This is a genomic window from Colwellia sp. PAMC 20917, from assembly GCF_001767295.1.
Classification (GTDB): domain Bacteria; phylum Pseudomonadota; class Gammaproteobacteria; order Enterobacterales; family Alteromonadaceae; genus Colwellia_A.
This window is the reverse complement of sequence record NZ_CP014944.1, coordinates 1,118,806-1,144,217: the sequence shown is the minus strand read 5'-3', so window position 1 is coordinate 1,144,217 and position 25,412 is coordinate 1,118,806. Positions and strand designations below refer to the sequence as shown.

The window sequence follows — 25,412 nt, the reverse complement described above, 5'->3', positions numbered from 1 at the left end:
AACCCACTGAAACGGACACATTCTTTTTACTTATTAGCAGGTGATTTTATGTCTTATATTTTTGAAGAAAGAAACAGCAAGCAATGGGCCCCAAAATCTTTAGGTAGAAAGGGAGAATTGTCTAAGTGGCAACAGCGCATGGTTAATGCTTGCCCTGATCCTAAAATGCATGAAGTTGTATGGCTTGATGGCGAATATTGGGATCAAGTTTCCATAAGTAAAAAGAAATCATCAGTGGCCTACAAGGTCATTGGTTTTAAATATAACGGCGAGGCGCTTTGGCAAAGAGGGCAAGTCATAGAGTTAGGTGAAGTACTTTCAGTTTATAGCCCAACAGTTCAAAGAAAACATACACATTAACGTTAATAATTAGGAGACAACATTATGGTGAGTAAAGGCATTAATAAAGTGATATTGATTGGTAACTTAGGGCAACCACCAGAGCTTAAACAACTTGCTAACGGTGCTGCTGTAGCAAATTTATCTATTGCAACATCTGAATCGTGGAAAGATAAAAGTACCGGACAATTACGTGAAAAAACGGAATGGCATCGAGTGGTTTTGTTTGGGTATTTAGCTGACATTGTGGGTAAGTACCTGACGAAAGGTTCAAAAATATATGTTGAAGGTCGTTTGCAAACACGTAAATGGCAAGACGCAAGTGGTTTTGATCGTTACATAACCGAGATAAACGCCAACCAAATGCAAATGCTTGACAGTAAACGTGAAGAAAATGGTAGTCAAACTACATATGTAAATACACAGGCTACTGTTGTGTCAGGTAATCAATCGAATGCACCTGTAAATAAAGTTAACACTAAAAATACAGATACACGTAATCAAACAACCCGAACAGGGGGCACGATAACGGCAGAGCCTGTTTATGATGACTTTGACGACATACCGTTTTGAGAACGGACTACGTAATATCGTCATTACAGGTATTGATTCATTAATATAAAGGTCTTCGGATCAAGTCTTGCTCGACAAGCTTGTTTGGACTGCCCATGCTTCAAATTACTGCATACTCTGTTTTAGAAAATTTTATCCCTTAAGGAGCGAGTTATGACTACTCAAGCGAAAACGAGCACAAAGAAAGTCGGCGTAATTATTCATGGTGCAGCAACTTCATCGGCATTAGTCGGCGCGGGGCTTGCCCAACTTCCTGGTGCTGATATGCCAGTTATTGCTGGTTTTCAAACAGCGATGATTGTCGCTATCGCTGACCAACATGGCATTGCGATAACACGCACTGCAGCCACTGATTTAATATTAGTTTTTACAGCCAGTTATGGCGGGCGCGCCATTTCACAGTTTTTAATCGGTTGGATACCGGGCTGGGGCAATTCACTGAATGCAACGACCGCTTTTACCATCACGGAAGCGATCGGCTGGGCGGCCAATACCTATTTTGAATCGTGAGTGGATGATTGTTAGCGGTTACACCTCTTCTATTATTACTAAAAGAGGAACGCTACACTTTTTTGTCAGAAATTTAGTGAAAACTATTCAAGTGTTCCTTTATAGTTTATAAAAATTAATGTTAAAGGGGGGAAGTAAAGCTTGCCGAACGAATTACTGAAATAATTTACATGTTGAATAACGGTGAATCCGTTAGTACCAAAAAACTTGCTGAGCAATTTCAAGCTTCTGATCGCACCATACAAAGATATATTACCGAGCGCTTACGTTTTCTATCATTAATCAAGGTTAATGATAGTTGGAGAATGGTACTTTATCTATAGGTAAAATTAATACAAAAGTCATTCAAAACTTTGCGGCTATCAGTGGTATTAGAGATATGTACCCCACATTAGATGATGACTTTTTAAAGTCTTTGATGATTGCGGATCAATAATCTGATTTTTTTATTAAACCACATAACTACGAATCACTATCCATTCAATCATCTAAGCTGTTATTTAATAAATTAGAATCAGCCATAACACGTTCAGAGTCAGTTCAGTTTTATTATGAGGCTAATAAAGATAAGTATCAGTTATATCTGGGCGAAAGTGTCCCAGCTCTTGCGAAACAACATGCTTTGCAAGCTCATAATCTTTCAATAATCTAAACAATGTTTTTAGGCGAAATTTAGCATAATCATGACGTAAACTATGAATTCCTGTTGACCAGCCAAGCCACCGTTTTGATGCAGAGGAAAAGGAGCTTGAGAGTGCTTTACCAAACGCTAAATCATAATGCTGTATGTAATTAATACCACGATCTGTTTTTTCAGATGGAGTTTCTAGCTTAAATGATTCCAGCTGTTCCACCATTTTTGAAGGAATCGCGATTTCTCGAATCAATCCACCTTTGCCTACCACAGAATACAAAACAAATTCGCTTGAGAAACCTAAAAATTTAAATTTTTGAGCTTGTAATTTAATGTTACTTAATACTCTAATACTCGCCGCTTGCTCTTCTAATTTACGTAATGTGAGAAGTTCATGTACTCGTATATTAGAAACTTGACAAATACGCACTGAAAAAGAATTTCTATCGGTGATGTGTGAACAAACTAAATCAATTTGTTCTGTAGTATATGTCCGAGTAAATCTAGGGATTATAGTTACATTTTTATAGTTTTTTACTAATAACTTAGGTTGTGGCTTAGTGCATTTACTTATATACGCGAGCCAAAAATTAAGCACTTGGCAGTCTCTTTCGACTGTAGCCTTAGAAAGTTCCATGCTTACTCTGTAGTTTATGAATTCATTTGCTAATTCAAAGTCAACATTCATTAATAAATTTTTAAGTGATGAAAATGAATCATCAATGACGTTAATTAAAAATGAATTTTCATTAACAAAGTCGGCAAATTGGTACATTGAAGACATACTATCTTGAGCTGTGCTGATAGAACCAATAATTTTATTTTTATGTGCTCGTTTACATTGTCGAGAGATAAAGTTATCTATTTGTGAGTTACGAGTTCCCAATGTTTATTTCCTTAAAGTACTTATTTATATAATTTCTTACTGTGCTGTATGAGATGTTGATGTTCTTTGATTTAGCGAAGATATATGCTTGTTGATAATTTTCACATGATATAAATACTGATAATAATTGATCTCTAATAGGATCTAGCTTTGATCTATAGCTAGCACGCTTACGTCTTGTTCGAGCCAATTCTAGAACCGCGTTGATTTCATGATGAAGTGCGGCTTCTTTATCTATATCCATTGTTAGTTTAATTGATGAAATATTAATTGAATTAACAATTTTTCTAAGATAATTACCATCGATATTGATCCTTTTTTTAACTCTTAACCAGATTGCAATATTGCTGTACTTATGCTTTTTTAATAAAAGAAAAGTAATTTCAGCTTTATATTTTAATACTCTACTTTTCTTCATCGTTTGCCTCATTATTTATATTTTATTTTGTAAGATGTATCTAATTTATTTCTCTCTTAATAAAGAAGATCGATCAATGAAGTTTATCGTTGATCAAGTCGCATTAAATTCACGATAGATAATTCTGAGATATTGCTAATATCTAGATAATTAAAGAAAACTTTTTTGTTATTCGTGATTTTTGATAGCGCATAGCGCGAAGATTTTAGCTAGAAATAGCTAAGTTTTACTCTGAGAAAAGTAAGGGTATATAAGATAAAAATTCAAAAAAGAGAATTTTATAGATCGATAAAAACATCAATATACACAGCAAGCATAATGAAATACCTGCTTTTAGTTCTGCATGTAATTGCTAGTTTCAATTAAAAATACATTAATTAATAGCTATTAGCATATTAATTAATACTACTTAAATTGAGGAAATATATATAAATTGAAATCTTGAATTTTAAGATTCAAGTTAACAATAAATATAATTTATGGTTAAATTATTAGCTGTTCTAGTGAATTAGCAGTTTGTTGCAATGATAAAGTCAATATGAACATTGCACTTTAAATTGCGTGTTAGAGCATCGTTGATGCTCAATGTTGTATTTTTAGCATCACACTAAAAATTGTTGTTTTCTCATTTTTATGGTTTGAGATACCTTTATTAAAACTAACAAAATCAAAATTATGCATGATGCAAAAATTTTAGCTCCTACCGACTTGATTAAAAAGTGGCTGGCTTTGTTGATTCATTCAGTTTTTGATTCCAGAAAAATTATACGTGAAAACTTTGAATATGCAAGCAGAATAAGCTAAAGGTTGTTCTTTAAGATGTTGTTTTTTAAGTTTATTGTTGTTGTCGGTATGTTGTCGTTGCTCTGTCTGTTTATTTTTAAGCTGATTTTAATCAATATTTTTAAATATGCATAGACGGTAGAGTTTTTTATAACTAGTTAATAGTATTTAATAACATATAGGTTTAATGGGTAGGTGTTTTTCAGACTAAATAGTTGGAAACAATTACATTCTAAAAATTTAAATGTAAAAAATCAATTTTAGTTTTTTTATGTGCCTGATAGTGCCTGATACTTTGTTTTTGCATGGTCCAGAGGTGTTTTATTCGGGCTGACATAGCCGAATATAATTTCATATTAAAAATAATCAGGGTTTTAATTAAAAATGATTGTTAATACTGAATGAATATTATTTTTTTTATGTGACCAATAACGTCTATTAGATATTGTACTACCTGATGCATAGGTGATTTCTCAGGCTGACATAGCCGAAAATATTTATTAAATTTTCAGATTATTAATAAGGTCATGGATGTATACTGTGAGCATGAAAGGAAAGATTGGACGGTCAGGTTTTGGATAAAATACTCACTGAAGTTAGTGCTCGTATTAACTATAAGTGAATTGATAGTTTTATTTATAATAGTAAAGAAGTTGAGTTGTGTACTAAATCGTTAAAGCTCAAACAAATTCTGGATAAAGTAGAACAAAAAGATTGGTAACAATCTTTTCACAAGTCCAAGTTGTAGGATGGAACAGGCGTTATCATTATCATCAAAGTTTGGAATCGAGGTTTTGTTGACGAAGCCGGAAAAATGACTATTATCAGCCCCGCAGAGTAACCGCTAGTTATAGGCCTCATAAAGATTATAGGTGGATATATAATATTAGAAGCCCGTAACAAATTTATTTCCTTTCGAATCAATCAGTCAAAAACGCCACACTGAATGATTCATTTTTTCAATTTAAAAGACGTGAAGTAGGCTGACTCTTTTTGTTAAGCCAAGTTGTTATACCTTTAACCATTCGAAAAATACTTTCGGCATTTCTTCTTCTACGACTTCAATAGACTTGATATCTACTGTAGAGTTGCACCCCATCAATGGAACTTCGATAATATTTTTCTGATTTGACCAATTCATAACTAAATATCTAACGTTATTTTCGTCATAAGCAACTGAAAGGACACGGCCATGGCCATATATATTCATTGTTTTTCCAAATACTTCTCTTTTTTTTAGGACAACTAAATCACCTTTGCATATTGTCTTAAACCTTTCTAGTTGATGTTCGCTTTCAAGATAATCAAACCTACAAATACCTTTTTCTTTCCATTCAGTATCTAGACGTTCATTAAAATCCGCGTCGGGACAAAACCCCATAAATAGGATGTAGGAATCTGTGGGCGTAGCATTATTAATAGCATTAATAACCTTCTCAGCGTCAATGTCGCCGTTTACATGTTTTTCGTCAGCATTCCGTTTTAACTTGACCAAATCTGCACGAGACATTTTTCCATCATTAACTCGCTCAATAACCTTTCCATATTTCATATATAATTAACTCCATTTTAAAATAACAACGCCTAATTAGGTTACTTTTAGTGAAAAACAAATAACTAAAAGTAGAATGTTGAGCAAGTTATATCCTAATTACTACATTTATTCAAAGCACTTCCTTACATTGGATTAACTCTATTGAAGCAATGAGTAAATATAGAAAAAACAACTTTAAATCAGCCCTATTTTTTTAATAAACCTTACGCTAATTATTTGAAATATTATCTTAAGTAAATAGGTTCTAATACCTCAATCGTATTTCCCAGACCTTGTAGAAAAGCTTTCAATTTTGCAGAATCAGAAATTATTGCATTGAGTTTAACTAATTCAACTTTCTCAGTTTTAACAATGATAAGTTAATGATTTAAATTACTATTACTTAAAATAAATTAGCTGTCTATTCTTATAAGTAAACTTAATGCTATTTCATTACTCGTGCTATTTGATGAAAAATAAAAACGCTTAACTTTTTCAAAGTCATAATCAGCAGGGGCAATGCAATTATCTTTGGTTACTTCTACATTTTTTATAAAAGCAAGAGGAAATTCATATGCTTTCTGGTGAAATCTCCCGAAAGAGCATACTAAAGTCATCACATTTTTACGTTGAACAAATTCAAGGGGGTTAATCTTTTTGTAGCTTTTCCAAATAGGAGCTTGATTAGAAATGAGGTAACGCTTGATATTGGCACTGATCTGCTTTTTGTGATAAATAGGCGGATTGATTGACATTTTATCGAGATCATTTAATTGTATTACAGTACAAATAATTACAGACAATGGAATATATTTACAGCATTATAGGAACAGATATAACTAGGATTACCTTTCGTTCTTAGCTAGTTAAGTTTTGTATTAACGTATAACGCATTAATAAAACGACAATGATGTAGCAGCGTGCATAATTAGGATGATGTAATAGGCACCGCAATTTTATAACAACAATGCTACTGAATTAGCTCAACAACACCTTTCAAAATAATTTGATGAGGTACATAAACGTTGGTCTCAATTATAGCCATCAATAATAAAAAATCCTAACTGAAATATAAATTTTAAATCTTTTAAACAACTAAAATATTGAATTTCGCTAATCAGAAGATCATATGAAAAAAGAAATCGCGTATAAAATAAATGAAATATTCGAAACACTTCAAGGCGAAGGGACTTTTACCGGTCAACCTTCAATCTTTTTAAGATTACAAGGTTGCCCTGTGGGTTGTTCTTGGTGTGATACTAAACATACTTGGGAAGTATCACTAGAACAAAAAGTGGTACGAAAAGAAATTATTTCTAAAAGATCAGAAAATGATAATTGGGGGATTTTTACAATTGAACAATTAAATGCGTTATTTCTCTCGGAAGGATATCAAGCAAAGCATATCGTTATAACTGGAGGTGAGCCATGTATGTATGATTTGACTCCTCTTTGTATTGATTTAGAGAATAATGGCTACAGTTGCCAAGTTGAAACTTCTGGCACTTTTGAAATTAAAGTATCAGATAAATGCTGGGTCACAGTATCTCCAAAGGTAAATATGAAAGGGGGCTATAAAGTATTAAACTCAGCCTTGTTAAGAGCGAATGAAATAAAGCACCCTGTCGCAACTGACCAGCACATTGATGATCTTAAGGCGCTGTTAGATGAACATGAAATTGTGAATAAACAGATTTATATCCAGCCAATAAGTCAAAAGAAACGTGCGACAGAACTAGCTATTAAATCATGCATTGAGAATAATTGGAGGCTATCGGTACAAGTACATAAATACATTGGGATTCAATAGCTCCTAATGTTATTTATAAAGAACAACTTGTTTTGATTGTAAATTTATTATAGTCTAACTGTGCAAGTATAATTGTTTGTTCTAGAAGGATTTTTTATATCATGGATGGTATCGAGTACATTTTTTACAGTACTATTGCCTCGTTTTGATTAAAATCCTTCCTTTCTATAAAAACTATCAATAATTGATATGTTTTTATACTCACAGGGAGTAAATAGTGAAATTAGGCATAGGTTCTTTAGTCGAAAGTAAAACGGCCTTCTCAGGTGTAGGTAAGATCGTTTCTATTTCCAGCAAAACAAAAAGTGCAACAGTGGGGTTCTTTACTTCACCGTTATCTCCAATTTCTAATCAAATTGAAGTTGCCGGTTCAGAGCTTATTGGTAAATCAAAATTGTTTGATCAAACGGTGGTTTATTGTAAAGTTGGGAAGTCACAGAACTGGCGAACAGGCTTTTATGATGGGCAAAGACCAAATGATAAACACCTAATTAAATACAAATATGATGACTCTGATGTTGTCTCTATTGATGATATATTTGTTCCAAATTTTCTCGGAGAACAGCAATATTGTCCTGCTGACTTCTTAGCCGGAAGAGCCACTACTTCTCCAAAGTATATCAATGACCGTTCAGCCTTTTATAAGTCTTATACCAATCAGAGAGCTTCTTGCGCATCAATATCTTCTATTCCTAGTAGTGCCGTAAATTTAGAAATACATCAACTTTCTGTGGTTATTCAGGTTTTGAATGATGACGTGCAAAAATATCTTCTTGGCGACGAAGTCGGTTTAGGGAAAACCATCGAAGCTGGATTTTTAGTTCGTGAGCATATATTAGAATATAAGGATAATGCCTGTGTCTTAATTTTAACTCCAGCTTCTTTAGTTCAGCAGTGGCAGATTGAAATGAGTCAGAAATTCCATTTAGAAGATGTAATGGATGAGGATCTTGATGAAGAAGATCAAAAAATCTTTATCGGAAGTTTCCAAAATATTTTGACAACTAGATTTTTTACTAAAAAACCTACGATGGTTGTTATAGATGAAGGCCATCAGCTGGGAGATTTTGCTTGGGGAAAAGACGGAGAAGATATATTCAAACAAATAGCATCTGCTTGTCATAACTCTATATCCACAATCGTTCTATCAGGTACACCTATAACAGGAAATACTAAAAATTTCTTGGCTATGCTGCATTGCTTGAACCCAGATTCCTACCAATTAAATGATGAAGGAATCGCATCATTTAATAATAAGGTAGAAGAAAGAGAAAAATACTCAGGGTTATATGGTGCATTAGTTCCAGATAGTGATGATTTTACACTTGAGGGAATAGTAGAGCAGATAGAACATTTTGCTTTTAATGATAATGAATTAAATTTGTTAATCGCGGACCTCAAACCTCACATTGATTATTTCTCTGAAGAAAAAGATGAAAATCTGCGTCAGTCGGCGGTAAAGGCATTACAAGATTACTTTGGAGACAAGTATAGATTATTCCAGCGTTTCATAAGAAACAGACGAGGAAGTAAAAATAGCTATATTGAACAAATATTTCCAGGGTTAGGCGATTGTAAGATAGCACCATGGAAGATAGGCAGTGAACTTGTTTCGTTAGATGAGCAGTTAGACGATTATCGTAATAGCTTAATGCATGGTGATAATAATTTTGTAGGAATTACTCATGAAAACTATTTTCAATGGTTAGATGCTTTACTCATATCTCCGTCTTCAGTTATGGCAAAAGCACAGGCAGTATTGGTATCGGATAATAACATTACAGATGAAGAAAAACTGATTTTGACAACAATGATTGAAATGGGCCATGTTGAACAATTAAATAAAGATGAATTATTACTGGGTGAGATTACAGCTTGGTTGGAAACAAACATAGAGGGAAAAATAGTTGTTTTTTGTGGGGATAAAATTGTAGCTGATAATGTCTATAAATTTATTGAACAACACTTGTCCTCCGTTGAAAGGCATGTAGATGGGGAAATTCCAGCTTTCAATACATCATCTGAATATAATGTTCTTATATGCGATAAATCAGGAGAAGATGGGCTAAACCTACAAGGAAAATATCGTTTAGCTGTCCATTATAGTTTACCAAGAACGGTAATGAGAATTGAACAACGAATTGGTCGCTTGAATCGATATAGTGCAAGTAGCACTGGTGTACTTCCTGTTGATAATGTAGTGCTTACACCTAATCGCGATGGTTTTTATAGTTCTTGGGCTAACTTACTAAAAACAGATGTCGGTGTTTTTAATCAAAATTGCTCAAGTATTCAGTTGATACTTGATGAAAAAATTGAATCTTATAATGAAAATATTATTAATAAGGGCTATGCACAGTTAGACAAACTTTCTTCGGAAATTTCAGGGGATTCTGGCCTACTTATAAAAGAAAGGAAAAAAGTTGCAGACCAGGAAATATGGAATGGAATGCAGGTAGCTCTTTCTGAAATAAAAACATTCTCAGAAAGACTAAGACTTGTTGATGAAAATGCGGATAATTTAAGTAAGGATATGCAAGGGTGGATTACAAAGAGCCTTAGGTTTGATTCTAGGAAAACGGAAGATAATAACTTTGTGTATCAATATAAATTAGGACGAACTCGATTAAATGTAGACGAGTTCATAAGTCATTGCATCTTAGGCATGGATTTTGATAGCGGCTTAAAAAACCCTTCTACTAAGCCCATGAGTGCTTCTAGAGACCAAAGTGCGAAAACAGGTTCATATCCATTGAGGTATGGACAACCGTTTGTAGATACTGTTTATTCATTTTCACAGCAAACTACGTTAGGGATATCTAACGCAATCATAAGAGAGTTAAGCAACCCATTAACTTCGGCTCTAACGGCAAAAATAAATGTAAAATTTGATGAGCCTAAAACTGTATTCAAGTTAAGTTGGGTTTGTGCATTAGAAAGTAATCTCCAAACAAGAGTAAATCAAAGAAATAATGATCGAAAATTTCCCCCCAAGATTATTGAATACTGGATCGATGAATTAGGTAATGAAATTAAAGACAAGATTTTACTAAATATTCTAAATATGCCGTATGCTAAATCTCTAAATGAAGCTAAAGGATTATATAAAGATTATGATATCAGCGTAGGTTGTGAACAGGACATGTGGGATGCCGTTGATTCATTTTTAAATAAGGATGAATGGCGAGATTTAGTTTTGAGTGTAGCATCGGATTGCACAGAAAAAGTAAGTTCAGAACTTAATCAACAATATGATTTATCTTCAAGTGAAGAGTTTGGCATCAATTTATCTACTATGAGGTCCGTTACTTTGGTTGGTAAGTCGTAATGCATAATTTAATTATTTCCTCATTGTTTTCAAAGGCTGAGTTAAGGGATTTAGACCAGACGGTTTATAATATTATTATCAATTATCCAAAAAACCATTTTGCACAGAGGTTAAAAAAAGTAGTTGATGGAGATAACACCAGTTTATTAGACTTGTTTTTATCAATTAAAGATTACTTGTACTCATCTCAAAAAGAATTGGATAACCAGCACAATAACTTTCCAATACCTAGAGGTTTATCTAGTGAAGAAGGAGTACTCTGTGATAAAGCTATGCTGAATTATCAAGTTGGTTCAAACTTTCTTACCCTATCATCCCCAGTAATTACTCAAAAATTAATGGATGTGTACGAACAGAAACAAAAACGTAAAGTGAAAAAGGTAGAAATGGATTTAGCCTTAGTTTCAAGGTTATCAGACCAAAACTATAGCCACTACTCTAGTGCAGGGCAGAGAATGGCTGTGAGGGTTGCTTTAACATGCCCTCAAGATTCGACCCTTTTTATTAATTTACCTACGGGGTGTGGTAAAACATTAGTTGCTCATGCATGTATGTTATTTAGTAAAAGTAAAGCGCTGACAATAGTTATTGTCCCTACTGTTGGTTTAGCTATAGAGCAAGGTAAAAGAGCAAAAGAATTATTTGAAAGTGCAGACAATGATTCTGTTCAAAATTATGCTTGGCATGGACAATTGTCGGAAGGTGAAAAATCTGAAATTAGGGATAACATTCACAATGATAAGCAAAAAGTAATTTTTACCTCTCCGGAATCTGTTACGGGGAGCTTATTACCTTTATTATTTAGATTAGCTAAGCAAAACTCTATAGCTAATATCATCATTGATGAAGCTCATTTGATTGACACTTGGGGGAGTAATTTTCGCTCTGAATTTCAACGGTTTGGAGCCTTGGTTGCGTCTTTAAGGCAAGTAAGTAATTCTCCTTTCAAAACAATTCTTATGTCTGCAACGTTTACTCAAAGTAATATCGATTCATTAACAATTTTGTACTGTGAATCCGATAACAAACCAATTATTGTTAATGGTAATTTTTTACGTCCAGAAGTTAGTTCAACTTATAAGAATGAAGGTGAGAACACCCACCTTCAATCAGTTGTAGAACGAGTAATTACTTTACCGAAACCACTAATTTTATATACAACACTTGTTCAGGATTCTGTTGACTTAAGTTACCATTTGAAAGCGATAGGACTGAATCGAATTGCCCTGTTTAACGGTAAAACTGATATACGCTCAAGAGAGAAGATAATTGAGCAGTGGCAAAAAGATGACTTAGATATAATTATTGCTACATCGGCCTTTGGTGTCGGTATGGATAAGGTGGATGTTAAAAGTGTTATCCATGCTTGTATTCCTGATAATATCGATCGCTATTATCAAGAGATTGGCCGAGCAGGTAGAGACGGGAAAGCAGCGACATCTGAAGTCATTTATTATGACAAGCAAATAGCTAAAGCAAAAAAAATTAACAGTGAAAGTATTATATCTACAGAGTTAGGCTTCAAAAAGTGGAAAGGTATGTGGGATAGTAAAGTTGAAGTCTCTTCTCATGTGTTTTTGAAAGGAGACTTATACCAGTTAGATACTTCATTTTATCACGAGGGACTCAGTAATCGTAGCGATAGAAATGAAGATTGGAATTGGCTAACACTTCTGTTTATGCAACGTGCAGGTTTAATCCGAATTTTTTATGATGTACCAGAAATTGAAGATGACAGTGAATTAAATGATTTTGAGAATAATACCCAACGAAAAGAGTATTGGAAAAGTTATAACAGCAAAGTTTTAGTTCAAATTCTTAATGAGCAATATCTTTCTAATTCATATTGGGAAACTAATATTCAAAAACATCGTAAAAAAGAAAAAAAGACTCAAGATAATGGTTTTTTAACTTTATCTGAGAATATAACGTCTCAAAAACAACCCATTTGTAAAGAGTTAGTAAAGTATTACACAGTAAATGGTAATAGTCCTCAAAGAGCATGTGGAGGTTGTGTCGCATGTGAAGGTTTTTTGCCGACAGTAGGTGATGATGTATCGGTTGATAATTATAGTTCGCCACACTTACTGCCGAACACTTTAAACGATTACATCTCTTTTGATAATGTTTGCAGTGTTTATTATGACAAATCTCAGGATTTTACATCAGAATGGAAATGGTCTTTATTCATTAAACTAATGCTTGATAGAAAATACATTTTTGCTGTCAAGGGTGACCTCGAATTCTTAAAAAGACTCGCGGGGAAAAAGAACGGACTCAAGTCTTTTAAACCATTTTGGATTTCTCAGAGTTATCATGATAACAGTAACCTTTGGCCATCTTTACATATAAATTCATCTGTTGATTCAGAGGTCTTAATTCCTTCCTTTGAAGAGCAGGCAACATTCTTTGTAGCTGAATATAACCAAAAAACAAAATCAAATAAATATCGATTGTGGTGGCAAGATAATAATAAATCTATTCCATTAACAAACTTCATTAAAATAGTTGAGAAAAATACGTGTCTGTAATAAATAATGCGAATCCAGGTAGTCACATTTCATCTTTGATCTTTGTCGATCGTCTTTTGAACCGCAACATCACTAAATCATCAGAGTTCATCTCAATTGAGTCGATAATTAACCAAAGCTCTCCCGAAAATTTATTCAAAGATGAAGTAAAGGATTCCGAAGGTAGCTTCAAAATACAAGCTAACCCTAAAAAAAAGCTACCAGAAACCATAGAGTTTTGGACAAAACAAGGTCTTTGGGATAGTTCTCCTGAAGGAATTAAAGCTTTTTCTGTGTTATCCAATAATTCTAATATAGCTTCTCGAATCATAAGAACTATTTTCAATCAAAAATATGATATGCAAATAGGTTCATCAATAGAACCTCTTATTAGAGGTATTTGTTTATTTCTGGCATTAGACAAATGTACTTTTGCAGGGAAAGAATTTTTTCTCTCTACGGAGATTCCTGTAATAAGTGCTAAATATATCCCCGGTAGATCAACAAATGATACACGCTTAACCATCAATGACTCCGACCAACTTGCTTTTGCAGAGTACGGTCTACTTTTAGGTTATATGGAGAAAGTAAGTAAAAATAAATATATTGTAGACCCAACACGGCTCATAAAGGTTTTTCTGACTGACATTTTTACAGATTTAAACGAAGATAGGATCAATATTCAGACATTTATTGAGAAATTAAATAGTTATATTCCTATTTTTGATGGAGGGGAATACAGAGTGGAAATAGAGGCTATGATGCAGACTAAAAAAAGTGACTGGAAGCCAAGTTCTTCTCACACACTATCTAAAAGTTTAAGTCATGCTCTATATCGTTTAAATTTAGAAGGTTATTTATATTTAGACCGACTTTCGGATTCAGTCAATGCTGTTTCACTTCCCTTGCCTAATGGCGAAACCCGAACAGTAAGTCATATTCGAATTGTTGGAGATAAGTAATGAATTTACAAAGTTATTGGCCCACTAAAACAAATATCTTCGATTGTATTAAAACTGAAGCTGAAGAATTGTCCGATCATACATTACTATCAGTGCATGAGCCTATGCACTTGAAAAAATATGATGAAAAGGGAACCAAAGATAATGCAACAGAAAACGATCTACTAAAACACTTTTTAAAAATAGAAAGACCTATTCCAATAGTTGCATCAGCAGGTATGGGGAAGTCTCATCTAATTAGATGGTTACATGCAAAATTAAAAGTTCAAAAAGTTGTTTCTGATGAGAAGTGGCAAATAGTTCGTTTACCCAAAAACGCAAGCTTAAGACAAACGTTAAATTTACTATTGGAAGGACTAGAAGGTGAGGTATTTGACCAAGCAAGAAAGAGGATTGATCAAGTTGGTAGCGCTTTAAACGAAGAGCAAGTAGCTGATCTATTTGTTACTTTTATTTCACATCGAGTCAAAGACATTGGAATTGAAACCGCTAAGTATCTTAAGAGCTTTAATCAACGGCCTGACAATTATGCCGAGTTAAGACAGCGTATGAGTATGTCAAATTTATTACCAACTTTAATTACAGATATTCTTTTTAAATCTCAATTGTTGAGTGGTGAGAGTTGCATATTTAGTATAGCTACAAGGTGGATTAAAGGTGCTTCAGACCAAGAAATAAATGAAACGGAGTATGAACTTACGTTAAAAGATTTTGAGGTGATGCTAGAGTCAATAGAAATTGACAACTTGGCGTTACCAGCAAGAAAAGTTATCAGTGATCTTAGATTAGATACCGATAAAGATCAAAGAATAAAAGCCGTAGCCATGCTAAATGAAGCAATAGGCAAAGCGACTCAAACTGCTTTTCAGCAGTTATTTCAGTTTAATAATGGAAATTTTCAAGATCTATTCAAAGAAATTAGAAGGCATTTAAAAACTCTTGATAGAACATTAGTTATTTTAGTGGAAGATTTAGCTGCCATATCAGCAATAGAAGATGTATTGATAGATTGTTTATTAGAAGAGCGTCAAGAAGACCTTTGTGTATTGAGGTCAGTCCTTGCCGTGACAACTGGATATCATGGGTACATGCGTAGGCAGGTTACCATTAGGTCACGAGCTCAATTTGAATGGCATATAGAACAAGATAGTGATAACCAAGAAAACATTCCTAAACGAATTATTGATTTTTGTAGCCGTTATATAAATGCTGCTAGGTTTGGTAAAAGTTTACTTGAAAAAAAAGTCAACTTAGAAGATCAAAATGATGTATTACCGATATGGGAATGTGAATTATCGGAAAAGGAATCTGAACAGTTAAATTCTTTTGGTACATCATCAGTCGGAATACCATTATTTCCCTATAATAATCAAGCGATTAATAGGTTGTCTGAATGGTACTGTATAGATCAAGACAACAATATTGTTTTTAACCCAAGAGACGTAATAAATAGTATTCTTTTAAACTTACTGAGAGATCATAGAGAAGATTACCTAGATCAAAACTTTCCACAGAACTTGTTTATTAAAAAAACCTTTCCAACACTAAATACTGAAATACAAAATTTAGGGCTAATTTCACCTAAAAGATCTCAAGTTTTATCTACTATTTGGGGAGAGGGAGATAACCTTAGTTCAATTCAAAAATCTTTAAATAGTAATATCGCTCTGGCCTTTTCAATAGAGGATTTTGCACATAAACTGTCTGGCGATATAGAAGTGCGATCGAATGCTGCACCTACTGGACCTGATCTAGAAAAAGTTGAAACTCCTTCGCCTACTCAAGCTAAAAATAATCTTATTCTGAAAGAAATCCAAGGCTGGTTTAATCGAGATCAACCTCTTCCCTCTAGCCCTGCTAATGATATAAGAATGCAACTTTTCGAGATGATTAAAAACTTTCAGCCATCAGGGTGGAATGGCTTTGAAAACCTCGATATATACCTTAGTGGTAGTAAAAAGGTTAACGTGTATGAAAAAATATTCAAACAAGGGCCAAGGTTTTTAATCAAATTACCTTTTGCTGAAAATAATTCCCCAAACTGTATATATGACTTTTGCTCCGAAGATGATTTAAAAGATGACAAAAAGTCATTATTTTTTCAACGCTCTGCATTAGCAATTCTTAGGTACAATAGTTTTAACAAAAAAGAAGAAACTAATGATTGGAATTACCCTGGAGGTTATGACGACTTTATTTACTACTCTAAATTTGCCGAAATTTGGGTGCCTAAAGCGATTGACTTTATGCTTAAAAAAATTAGAGGAGAATATTTGGTTGATTCGTTAGCGAAACATGTATTGCTAATGAAAGGTTTAGGAATAAAACCTGAAGGTACTGTACTTAACACTTTAAGCCAAAAATATTTTCATATAAAAGACAATTTAAAACCTGCTATAAATGAAAAATATCAGGAGTTTAGAGATGAGCTTTTATATGAGTGGGATACGACCAGGAAAGCTTGGTTAAGTTTAATTCAAATTAACAATGTAGCAATTGATAAGGATATTTTTAACGCTGCAATGAAAGCAGCGAATAGAATAAATCAAGAAACTCTTTCTCGAAACTTAAAAAAACTAAAAGATGATTCGGTTAAAGAGTTAGAACCTAAGCTTGATTTAATAGAGCGCAGTTTAAAGGATTGTACAAATAAAGATGAGTTTATAACTTTACTTGAAGAAATAAAGTTAATTTATAAAGCTATTTCAGGTATGGGGTTTTATCCTAGTAGCCTTCATTCGAGAGCTACTTTAACCAAAGATATCAATAGCTTAATGGAAGGCTGTCAATGGTCTGAAATTATGAAAGGTATCAAGTTATTATCAGATCAAGATGAAAATAAGCAATTAGAAATACTTTCATCGTTGGATGGTGAAATAATTAAAAATGTTTATAAAGTCTTAATAAATTGGCAGCAATTTAATATTCACGTACTTCCTAGAATAATGAAAATTAACGATACATCTGGCACCCAGCAAGTAGATAGAATGAATAAAGAGATAGATGATTCTATTAACTCTATTGAAGTTATTCTGAATGAATTCGGAGAGTTTGTGTTGGAGGACGTAAAATGAGTACATTAAAATCCCAGGTTGATGCACTGCAAGTCCAAATAAAGCTATCGTCTAATTCTCAGGAAAATGAAACGATCATAAAAGCAAATACAAACATATTAAATCGCTTAAATAAGTCTTTAAGGGAGCTTACTAGTAATAAAACGAAATTTACTGTTATGCCTGTAGTTAGTGATCTGGATGAGCAGTTAATTCCACGTATTGACAATGAAGTTAATGAAGGTTTTCTAATTAATGAGTCATCAGAATTAGTTTTAGGTGATGATGTTAAGGCTTTGTTAGTTAATGCCAAAAAAGACACCTCTCTTTTTATTGAAAAATGGAAAGAGTTAGAGCATAAAGCACAGCAGGATGACTCGTTACATAATTCAATTGTGTCCTTGAAAGATCTTACTGAAAAAATTGGCGGATTAAATGATAAGTATTGGGACAAGTGGTTAGCTAATTTAGAGAATGGTTTTGTTGTCGAAGAGGTCGTTTTAAAACAACAAATCAATCTTGGTAAAAAAGAAGTTTATGATAATTATAATAAGTATAAAAATATTTTTGAAACGGAAAAATCTTCAATGAATATAAATGTTGATTTGGTTTGGTCTCTCAATACATTAAAAGAAAAATTGGTTAGTTTACGTGGCCAAATGGATAAATCTAAACTTCCAGAAGGTGTGGCTGAGTTTTTAAAGCAACTTGATGCTCCTTGGTCTACGCCAACACTAAAACTTTTAACTCCGACTGTACTTGAGTGGTTAACCAAGCAAGGTCTTCTTGATCTAAAAATTTCACGTTAGTGAATAAGCTAATTTAGTAGCATAGAGGGAATTATGATTGAACAAAGCCTACTTTTATCATGTCTTGATTTAATTGAAGAGAAAGAAATTAAATTATTAACATGGGGTGATACGAGTTTTTATTTTAATAAGAGTGAGATTATAGAACTCATAAAGTTACGAACACCATCTGATTGGGAAGAGATTTTTGAAGAGTTATGTGAGCAAAGCCTAATTGTTGAAGTAAAGTCTTCTTATATTTTTGACTGTTATCGCTCTCGAATGGCTGAAGCAATATATCTGTATAGCAATTTGAGGCAGTGGTTTCATGGCCAAGATTTAAGAAGCGCCAAAACTTTAGTCTCCGACTTTCGTTTTATTCGTCGACCACGCCAATATCCTAACAGAAACGTGCCGTCTTCAATGGCTATTAGCCAACTAAAAGAAAAATTGAATCTGTCAAATGAGCACAGTAAGGTATTGCTCTCATTGTTAGGTGGAGGTAGTAAATCATTCAACCTTTCAGGCTTTCAAGTAAGGGCTACAGAAAGAGTATTAGATAAGTACTCAACGCACATGTCTACTTCAAGGCCTAATCAACCTTCGGGCACTATTGTGTGTTCAGGAACTGGTAGTGGTAAAACTCTTTCCTTTTACTTACCAGCTTTGACACAACTATCACAAAATATTTGCAGTGATCAAAGTAATCGAGTTCAAATATTAGCAATCTATCCTCGAAAAGAATTACTTAAAGACCAGTATAATGAAACGTTTAAACAAGCAAGACTATTAGATGATTACTTGTTAACCAATAATAAACGAAAAATTAAAATAGGTACTTTTTTTGGAGACACATTAGATGGTGATTATTTAAATGATAAGCTTAAGTTTAATGCCATTGATTTTGATTTATTAAAGTGCAAATGCTCTGGAAATTTAAAGTGGTTAGAAGAAGATGTAAAATTAAAGAAAGAAATACTGACTTGTAGTCGCTGTGGGCATAAAATTAATGATGATGAGGTTGCACTAACTCGACAATCTTCAGAACCAGATATTCTTTTTACAACTACTGAGATGTTAAACCAACATCTAGCAAACAGTAAATATAATCATCTTTTCGGCGTTGATACTAACAAGCCAATCCCACTAGTTCTACTTGATGAAGTTCATACATATGAAGGCACAACAGGTGCCCAAACGTCCTATTTACTTAAACGGTGGATGAAGCGTTCAGACAATAAACCCCACTTTGTTGGACTATCAGCAACCCTTAGTGACGCAGCTGGTTTTTTTGGCAGTTTAACAGGAACAGCAAAGCATAATGTTGAGTTAATTGAGCCTCTACCCTCAGAAATAATAGAAGAAGGTGCTGAATATCTATTGGCTTTGCGAGGCGATCCTGTATCTCAATCAGCACTTCTTTCAACAACAATTCAAACAACTATGCTAACTCGACGTATGTTAGATAGTAATAGTAATAAAGAGCCTGCATCAAAAGGCACTTTTGGAACCAAAACATTTGTTTTTACAGATGACTTAGATGTTAACAATCGACTCTTTGAGATGATTGCAGATGCAGAGGGGTGGAGTCACGCATTTAAAAAACTTACTCCTGAAGCTGAGCCGTTAGCATTTCTCAGAAGCGAAAAGCATCCTAACTATCAGACGAATAAAGAACAAATTCAACTGCTTGGTCAAGATTGGTCGAACTGTGAATATATCGGACATAGTACAGACGAAGAAGATCGTGCGGAAGTAGGTCGAACTTCAAGCCAAGATTCAGGGGTAAGTGAAACGGCTGAAATTATTGTCGCAACAGCCTCCTTAGAAGTTGGTTACAACGATGCAAAAGTTGGAGCTGTTATTCAACACAAAGCACCAAGGGGCGTAGCATCATATCTTCAACGTAAAGGGCGTGCAGGGCGATCTCGAGGTATGAGACCTTGGATGATTACAGTCCTTTCTGATTATGGGCGTGACAGAGTAGCTTTTCATAGATATGAAAATTTGGTAGATCCAGAAATTAAAGTGAACAAACTACCTGTCGGAAATAACCATATACAAAAGATGCAAGCAAGTTTGGCCACTTTGGAGTGGTTAGGTAGAGAGGTTGGTAAAGGAAGTATTTGGTATTACCTAAGGAATCCCAACCAATATTCAAATAATAAAAAATACCTTTATAAATTAGAGAAAGCTATCAATGCCTTGTTAGATGGTTCAAGTAAGAAGAATTCATTAACAGCCTATTTGACTTCATCTCTTGGGATTAATAGTCAGGAAGTTGAAAAGCTTTGTTGGCAACCTCCGCGCTCTTTATTAATGGACTTCTTACCCAGCTTATTACAAAAGCTACGAACTAATTGGTCTGTAAATGGGCAAGAGTGGTTAGGTGTTCAAAGTAAAGGTTCACCTATGCCTGAGTTTATACCTGCTACATTATTTAGTGAACTAATCCTCCCATCACTTGATATCTCCTTACTTAGGGGGAGTAAAGAGGAGAGAACTCAGGAATGGCAAAGTATGGGGTTCTTTCAGGGATTAAAAGAATATGCTCCGGGAAGAATTTCGAAACGATTTACATTAAATAACCGTTATGAAACTGATTGGCTAGTCCCTGAAGGTTTTGAGCCAGAGGTAATAGTTGATGGTGAAATAGGCTTCGAAGTTGAAGATGCTTTTGGACTAAATAGAGACTTTATTAAAGAAATAATTTATAAGCCTGGTACTCAGATGAAAATCTATCAACCAAGGCAAATACTAACGAAACGACTTGAACTAAAGAATGTTACAGAAACAAGTAATGCTTTTTTGAACTGGGAGAGCATATTTGAAATTGATGAAGACAAGCATCAACTGTCACTTCCTGCTAATTGTGACTGGAAACGTCATTTAAGTAATGTTTGTTTTTTTGAGCACAAACATATGCAACCAGTTGAGGTTACAAGGTATACAACGGGATCTAATGCTCAGATTAAATTTAAGACTAAAGAAGCATCTAATATTAAATTTAATTGGCAAGAACAAGGTGAATCAGTTGGTATTGGGACTATTCTCTTTGTCGATGGAATGAGGTGGAACTTTACATTCTCAGATGAGCAGTTACTTAGTTTAGGGACAAATGAAAACGTTGAGTCTTCTTTACGCTTTTCTTTTGTTCAAGATTGCTTTGTAAATTCTTCTATTTTTAACAATACATTTCAAGCAAATTGGGTATTTGAGTGTGTTACCACCACAGTGATATTCATTTCAACGCAAAAAAACTTTTCTATTCAAGAGTCTGTTACGTTTTTGAGTTCAAAAGAAGGACGAGAGTTACTAAATACTATCCCTCTAGAATTATTTCAATTGAATGTATTAAGTGAGGACGAAGATGAAGAGCAGGCGTTACAAAGTGAGTTGATTTCCCTTTTATCGAACGATTTAATTATTGGTGAAATTAGTAACTTATTAACCCCTTTATATACTGAATTGTCAGGTGATTCGTATCTTTCATGGTTGAGAATATTAATGTCAAATACGCTCTCTGGAGGCATTAATCAATTGGTAAGTACGGTATTACCAGATGTTGGTGATAATGATTTAAATGTAGATCCGGTATGGGTGGGTGATGATTTAACTATTTGGTTAACTGAGAATGAATCAGGTGGAGTAGGTATAATTAATAGGTTTGAGAACGTATACAGTAGTGATCCTCTCAATATTCTAAATCATTTTTCTAGGTGTTTTCAGGCAGGTGATTATGAGCAGGTTGATTTTGATATTCATCAATTATTATCAAAATTAGAGTGTGACGAAAGTTTAGAATCATCTTTTAAGTCCCATAGAGACTCACAAAAATTTAGTGCACGAGTTAAAGCAAATGTGGCTATTAATGAAAACTTAAGAAAGATGGGAGTCATTTTATCTCATAGCTTCAATAGCATTCTTCATACTCGAGTATTAAAAGCCGGCAGTTCTAAAGAAACAGATAGAGATTTAAAGAACTGGATGGACAGATGGCGAGAAATTGAAAAAGAGTTAAAAGTAGAGATACCTTTAAACATAGCATCTTTTCTAATAGCTAAAGAAATCACATCGGATACGAATGTAACTATAAACAAACTTAAAGATAAGGTCATTGGGCAGTTATGGCCTAGAGGCAATGTTATACGTCAGTCCAGTACACAGTTTTATAATCGCTTCATAAGTGGAAACAATAGAACAGAAAGGCTAATTGTCGAACAAATGATATCTGGTAATAGTGAAACAATGAATTATGGAAATAGCTGGGAGGGAGAATTACAACAAAGAATTAGTCGTAAAGGGATAATTAAGCTTGTAATTTCACCTGAACACTTATCTAAATTAAATCAAATTATATTAAAAATAAATACAATTCAGATAGATCAACTAGGTATGTTTTTCCACATTAGGGTTAATAGAGTTGATAGACAATTAGGTGAAATAATATTATTTGTCGAGCTGGCGGAGGCTATTCAATGATTAATTCCAATTATCGTAAAATATTAACAAACACGCCATTAGGTAAGCGACATTTAAAAGAGGTTTTAGGAAGTACTTTTGCAGGGCTGATATTATCACCGCAAGAAATATGGTTAGTAACAGCCTGGTTTACTGATTTTGAGATACTCGATAATCGCTCTGGAAATTGGAGTTACCTTAATGCGAGTTGGGGTAATAGAATGGTTACCTTTATAGAGTTATTAGAAACAGCTGTGCTGAATGGTTGTAAACTCAACCTTGTAGTTAATGAGACTAAAACAAATGATTCGGCACTTAGCCTATTGAAAAACAAGCTTGTCAATGAAGACGGATTTAGGTTTGAAATATCAGATAAAGTGCATATTAAAGGGTTAGTTACAGAGTCGTGTTTTTTTGATGGTTCAATGAACTTTACTTTCTCAGGAGCAAATAGAAATGATGAGTTAGTCACTATTTCAGGTGATACTCATCAGATTTCAACCACTAGGATTGATTTCAGTAATCTTTATTTTAAAAACTATCAACAAAAAACAAAAGCGATAGAAAATCCAGTTATTGAAATTGAAGAATATGAGGATGATGGACATGACTTTTTCTAACTATCCATCTTGGTTTGTAGACTTTTTTACTGCCGAGAATGAAATCGAATTAGAGAAACCGGTTGAAGAAATCTCTGACTCTATAAATTTATTATTATTAAAGTCTATACGCAATTTGGAATCTAAAACTCCATTCTTTTTACCGGCTTATGTAAATGGTCAATTGTACTTCTATGGTATGTGTCCAGACACAAAATCATTAAATGAGTTGAAAAACTGCTTATATTACGGATTAGGATCTTCACATACATCATCTTATGAAATAATAAAGTCACCTGAACTTAAGTTTGAACAGTCATTATTGCAGAATCAATCGCACGGCGTAATTAAGTTCTCTCAAGTTATTACTGACAGTTTTAAGCAAGATACAAGCTATGTAGTTACAACGTTAAATGAGGTTTCTGCACGGTTTGAAGCAAAGCCTAACTTTCCCAGTGTAAGGTTGCGTCCAATAGGGCGTATATTACGTGATTTCTTTTTAGCGAGTCGTGAAAGTGACGGAGAAAGTGCATTAGTTTTTTATAACGAAGCTAAAGGCTCAGGTAAGTTAAGTCATAGGAATTTAGTGGGTCTTGAACTTCAATCCTTGGCTATCAACGCTTCATGGCATGAAATACTTGAACATAAGAATTTACCTGATTATTTAGCTGGTATAATCCCCACGAGAATCTACCACTTATTAGTTCGTGCATTGATGCATGTAAATAATTTAGATTTAACAGATTTATCCAATGTAGACTGGGTTGGTTTAAAGTCTAGTTTAGTCGATTACGAGTCATTTTTACTATCTAAACCTAGACTGAAAGAAGAAGATAAATATAAAGAGGACTGGGAAGCTTGGTCTGCTTTGGCTATTAGTATAGGGATCGATAAAAACGATATCATTTCATTTTCACCTAGCTTTATTACAGAAGAGTGGGTGAGTGAGTTATTTGGAAAAATTGAATCCTTTATTGAAGCTCGTAATGCTTTATCAATAGAGTCTTCAGGACTTCAAGCTTTATTTGATTCCCCTATAAGTCTTGATGTGGTTACTCAAGTTCTGGATTATTCAAAAGTATGTATGCCCTCTGAAGCTAGTGAGATATTCAGTTGGTTAGAAGAGCTCCCTTTTGAAATTCGTCAAAAAACAAAAGCATCGGCTCCTTTTAGGAAGTTATGGAGTTTATTAGAAGATTTTATATATGGTAGCAACAGTGATCCTGTAATTATTGAAGAAAGTGAAATTTTTGATACAACAGTCGAAAAGTCTAAAGGCTCAGTCATTAACTCTTGGAATGACTGGTTTAAGTACTATTCTAGTGGAGAGCTTATTAATTTTGATTTAATAAGTGAATGGAAGCCGTGTGAATTTGACATCAATTTCATTACTGAGAAAATATCAAACTCTGCTGATACAGAGAGTATTCGAAATGTTGCACCGCACTTACTAAGTTGGCTAGATGATAATAAGATAGAAACCACTGGCGCTTTTTGGTTAGGACTTATTGAGTTAATTGCAATGGATGATGAAACTTCATACATAACTATTGGCTTGATGAGAGACTTAATTCAAGGCTTACTCAATACACCCCACTCTATAGAACAGTACTCCTCAGCAATAGAAGCCTTTGAGGTTATAGTTAAGGTAGAAATAAGTAGAAAATCACTACCTATCATTATTGAATTTAGCGAAATGTTGTTTGATTATGCAATAAAGTCACCGGAAGTAGTGAGATATCCACTTTGGAATGGCATATGCCAATATTCGATAACTCATTGGTCTGATATTGATTTTGAACTACAAACAGTTCTTACATGGCTAGATAAACACATAGCACCAGAAGATAAGTCTTTTGATCATTTAATGAATAAGGATGATTCCTCTAATGAAGAAGTAAAAGTATCTTTAAAAGACAAGTTAATCGGTATATCCACACTTACGGAGAAGGCAGGACAACGAGCAGGTGAAATATTACAGAGCTTGTTTCCTGGAGTTGTTGTTAAGCTTAACCATGATAAAGTCGCCACAGACAAATTGAAGAACCTTGCTTCAACCGCAGATTACTTTATTTTCTGTAATAAGAGTGCTGCGCACCAATCATATTATGCTGTTAAGGCAATTAATAAAGATATTATATATTGTGATGGAAAAGGTAGTTCTTCTATTATGAGGTCACTTTTAGATTACTTAAATAAAAGTTGAGGTTAAACTATTATTTTA

17 protein-coding genes are annotated in these 25,412 nt (G+C 33.7%); 13 read left to right on the top strand and 4 right to left on the bottom strand.

Annotated elements, in window-relative coordinates; all coding sequences use genetic code 11:
- The first annotated feature begins 48 nt into the window (after positions 1 to 48).
- The 4 genes from A3Q34_RS04885 to A3Q34_RS21220 all read left to right on the top strand — a co-directional run bounded on the left by A3Q34_RS04885 (position 49) and on the right by A3Q34_RS21220 (position 1,745).
- Positions 49 to 360 (top strand): hypothetical protein, encoded by a 312-nt coding sequence (locus A3Q34_RS04885; RefSeq protein WP_070374337.1) that lies wholly within the window; start codon positions 49 to 51, stop codon positions 358 to 360.
- A gap of 24 nt (positions 361 to 384) precedes the next feature.
- Positions 385 to 912 (top strand): single-stranded DNA-binding protein, encoded by a 528-nt coding sequence (ssb, locus tag A3Q34_RS04880; protein ID WP_070374336.1) that lies wholly within the window; start codon positions 385 to 387, stop codon positions 910 to 912.
- A 153-nt stretch (positions 913 to 1,065) separates the two neighbouring features.
- Entirely contained in the window at positions 1,066 to 1,422 is a 357-nt protein-coding gene (locus tag A3Q34_RS04875) for a hypothetical protein (protein WP_070374335.1), read from the top strand.
- A gap of 152 nt (positions 1,423 to 1,574) precedes the next feature.
- Positions 1,575 to 1,745: an HTH domain-containing protein gene (locus A3Q34_RS21220; protein ID WP_442855279.1), complete on the top strand. Its 171-nt coding sequence runs from the start codon at positions 1,575 to 1,577 to the stop codon at positions 1,743 to 1,745.
- 234 nt (positions 1,746 to 1,979) lie between these two features.
- Here the strand turns inward: A3Q34_RS21220 and A3Q34_RS04870 are convergent, their stop codons facing one another.
- The 4 genes from A3Q34_RS04870 to A3Q34_RS04855 form a co-directional block, all read right to left on the bottom strand.
- A complete protein-coding gene (locus A3Q34_RS04870) occupies positions 1,980 to 2,942 on the bottom strand; it encodes a hypothetical protein (RefSeq protein ID WP_070374334.1) in 963 nt (320 codons plus the stop codon).
- A complete protein-coding gene (locus A3Q34_RS04865) occupies positions 2,929 to 3,360 on the bottom strand; it encodes a hypothetical protein (protein ID WP_070374333.1) in 432 nt (143 codons plus the stop codon). The genes A3Q34_RS04870 and A3Q34_RS04865 overlap by 14 nt, the downstream gene beginning before the upstream one ends.
- 1,792 nt (positions 3,361 to 5,152) lie before the next feature.
- Positions 5,153 to 5,695, bottom strand: a complete 543-nt coding sequence (locus tag A3Q34_RS04860) for a hypothetical protein (protein WP_070374332.1) — start codon at positions 5,693 to 5,695, stop codon at positions 5,153 to 5,155.
- Positions 5,696 to 6,090: 395 nt separating this feature from the next.
- Positions 6,091 to 6,480 carry a hypothetical protein gene (locus A3Q34_RS04855; RefSeq protein ID WP_157470820.1) on the bottom strand — a complete coding sequence of 130 codons (390 nt, stop codon included), beginning with the start codon at positions 6,478 to 6,480 and terminating at the stop codon, positions 6,091 to 6,093.
- Positions 6,481 to 6,806: 326 nt separating this feature from the next.
- Between A3Q34_RS04855 and queE the strand changes: the two genes are divergently transcribed.
- From queE to dpdD, 9 genes are all read left to right on the top strand, one after another.
- The gene (gene queE / locus A3Q34_RS04850; RefSeq protein WP_197517659.1) at positions 6,807 to 7,487 is read left to right on the top strand and encodes a 7-carboxy-7-deazaguanine synthase QueE; all 681 of its coding nucleotides are present in this window, start codon (positions 6,807 to 6,809) and stop codon (positions 7,485 to 7,487) included.
- A 217-nt stretch (positions 7,488 to 7,704) separates the two neighbouring features.
- Positions 7,705 to 10,815, top strand: a complete 3,111-nt coding sequence (dpdE, locus tag A3Q34_RS04845) for a protein DpdE (RefSeq protein ID WP_070374330.1) — start codon at positions 7,705 to 7,707, stop codon at positions 10,813 to 10,815.
- Complete coding sequence (dpdF, locus tag A3Q34_RS04840) at positions 10,815 to 13,346, top strand: protein DpdF (RefSeq protein ID WP_070374329.1); 2,532 nt, start codon at positions 10,815 to 10,817, stop codon at positions 13,344 to 13,346. The genes dpdE and dpdF overlap by 1 nt, the downstream gene beginning before the upstream one ends.
- On the top strand, positions 13,337 to 14,287 hold the full coding sequence (gene dpdG, locus A3Q34_RS04835; RefSeq protein WP_070374328.1) for a protein DpdG: 951 nt from the start codon (positions 13,337 to 13,339) through the stop codon (positions 14,285 to 14,287). The genes dpdF and dpdG overlap by 10 nt, the downstream gene beginning before the upstream one ends.
- Positions 14,287 to 17,361, top strand: coding sequence for a protein DpdH (gene dpdH / locus A3Q34_RS04830; protein WP_070374327.1), 3,075 nt, complete (start codon positions 14,287 to 14,289; stop codon positions 17,359 to 17,361). Before dpdG ends, dpdH begins: the two co-directional genes overlap by 1 nt.
- Positions 17,358 to 18,149 carry a hypothetical protein gene (locus A3Q34_RS04825; protein WP_070374326.1) on the top strand — a complete coding sequence of 264 codons (792 nt, stop codon included), beginning with the start codon at positions 17,358 to 17,360 and terminating at the stop codon, positions 18,147 to 18,149. The genes dpdH and A3Q34_RS04825 overlap by 4 nt, the downstream gene beginning before the upstream one ends.
- A gap of 33 nt (positions 18,150 to 18,182) precedes the next feature.
- On the top strand, positions 18,183 to 22,610 hold the full coding sequence (gene dpdJ, locus A3Q34_RS04820) for a protein DpdJ (protein WP_070374325.1): 4,428 nt from the start codon (positions 18,183 to 18,185) through the stop codon (positions 22,608 to 22,610).
- A complete protein-coding gene (gene dpdK / locus A3Q34_RS04815; RefSeq protein WP_070374324.1) occupies positions 22,607 to 23,209 on the top strand; it encodes a phospholipase D-like domain-containing protein DpdK in 603 nt (200 codons plus the stop codon). Before dpdJ ends, dpdK begins: the two co-directional genes overlap by 4 nt.
- Positions 23,196 to 25,394 (top strand): protein DpdD, encoded by a 2,199-nt coding sequence (gene dpdD, locus A3Q34_RS19985; protein ID WP_083277897.1) that lies wholly within the window; start codon positions 23,196 to 23,198, stop codon positions 25,392 to 25,394. Before dpdK ends, dpdD begins: the two co-directional genes overlap by 14 nt.
- The last annotated feature ends 18 nt before the right edge of the window (positions 25,395 to 25,412 follow it).

Coding starts and splice junctions, on each gene's coding strand:
- A3Q34_RS04825 (WP_070374326.1), top strand. CDS start 17,358: ATGAGTACATTAAAATCCCAGGTTGATGCACTGCAAGTCCAAATAAAG.
- dpdD (WP_083277897.1), top strand. CDS start 23,196: ATGACTTTTTCTAACTATCCATCTTGGTTTGTAGACTTTTTTACTGCC.
- dpdJ (WP_070374325.1), top strand. CDS start 18,183: ATGATTGAACAAAGCCTACTTTTATCATGTCTTGATTTAATTGAAGAG.
- ssb (WP_070374336.1), top strand. CDS start 385: ATGGTGAGTAAAGGCATTAATAAAGTGATATTGATTGGTAACTTAGGG.
- A3Q34_RS04875 (WP_070374335.1), top strand. CDS start 1,066: ATGACTACTCAAGCGAAAACGAGCACAAAGAAAGTCGGCGTAATTATT.
- dpdF (WP_070374329.1), top strand. CDS start 10,815: ATGCATAATTTAATTATTTCCTCATTGTTTTCAAAGGCTGAGTTAAGG.
- A3Q34_RS04860 (WP_070374332.1), bottom strand. CDS start 5,695: ATGAAATATGGAAAGGTTATTGAGCGAGTTAATGATGGAAAAATGTCT.
- A3Q34_RS04885 (WP_070374337.1), top strand. CDS start 49: ATGTCTTATATTTTTGAAGAAAGAAACAGCAAGCAATGGGCCCCAAAA.
- A3Q34_RS04865 (WP_070374333.1), bottom strand. CDS start 3,360: ATGAAGAAAAGTAGAGTATTAAAATATAAAGCTGAAATTACTTTTCTT.
- dpdK (WP_070374324.1), top strand. CDS start 22,607: ATGATTAATTCCAATTATCGTAAAATATTAACAAACACGCCATTAGGT.
- dpdH (WP_070374327.1), top strand. CDS start 14,287: ATGAATTTACAAAGTTATTGGCCCACTAAAACAAATATCTTCGATTGT.
- queE (WP_197517659.1), top strand. CDS start 6,807: ATGAAAAAAGAAATCGCGTATAAAATAAATGAAATATTCGAAACACTT.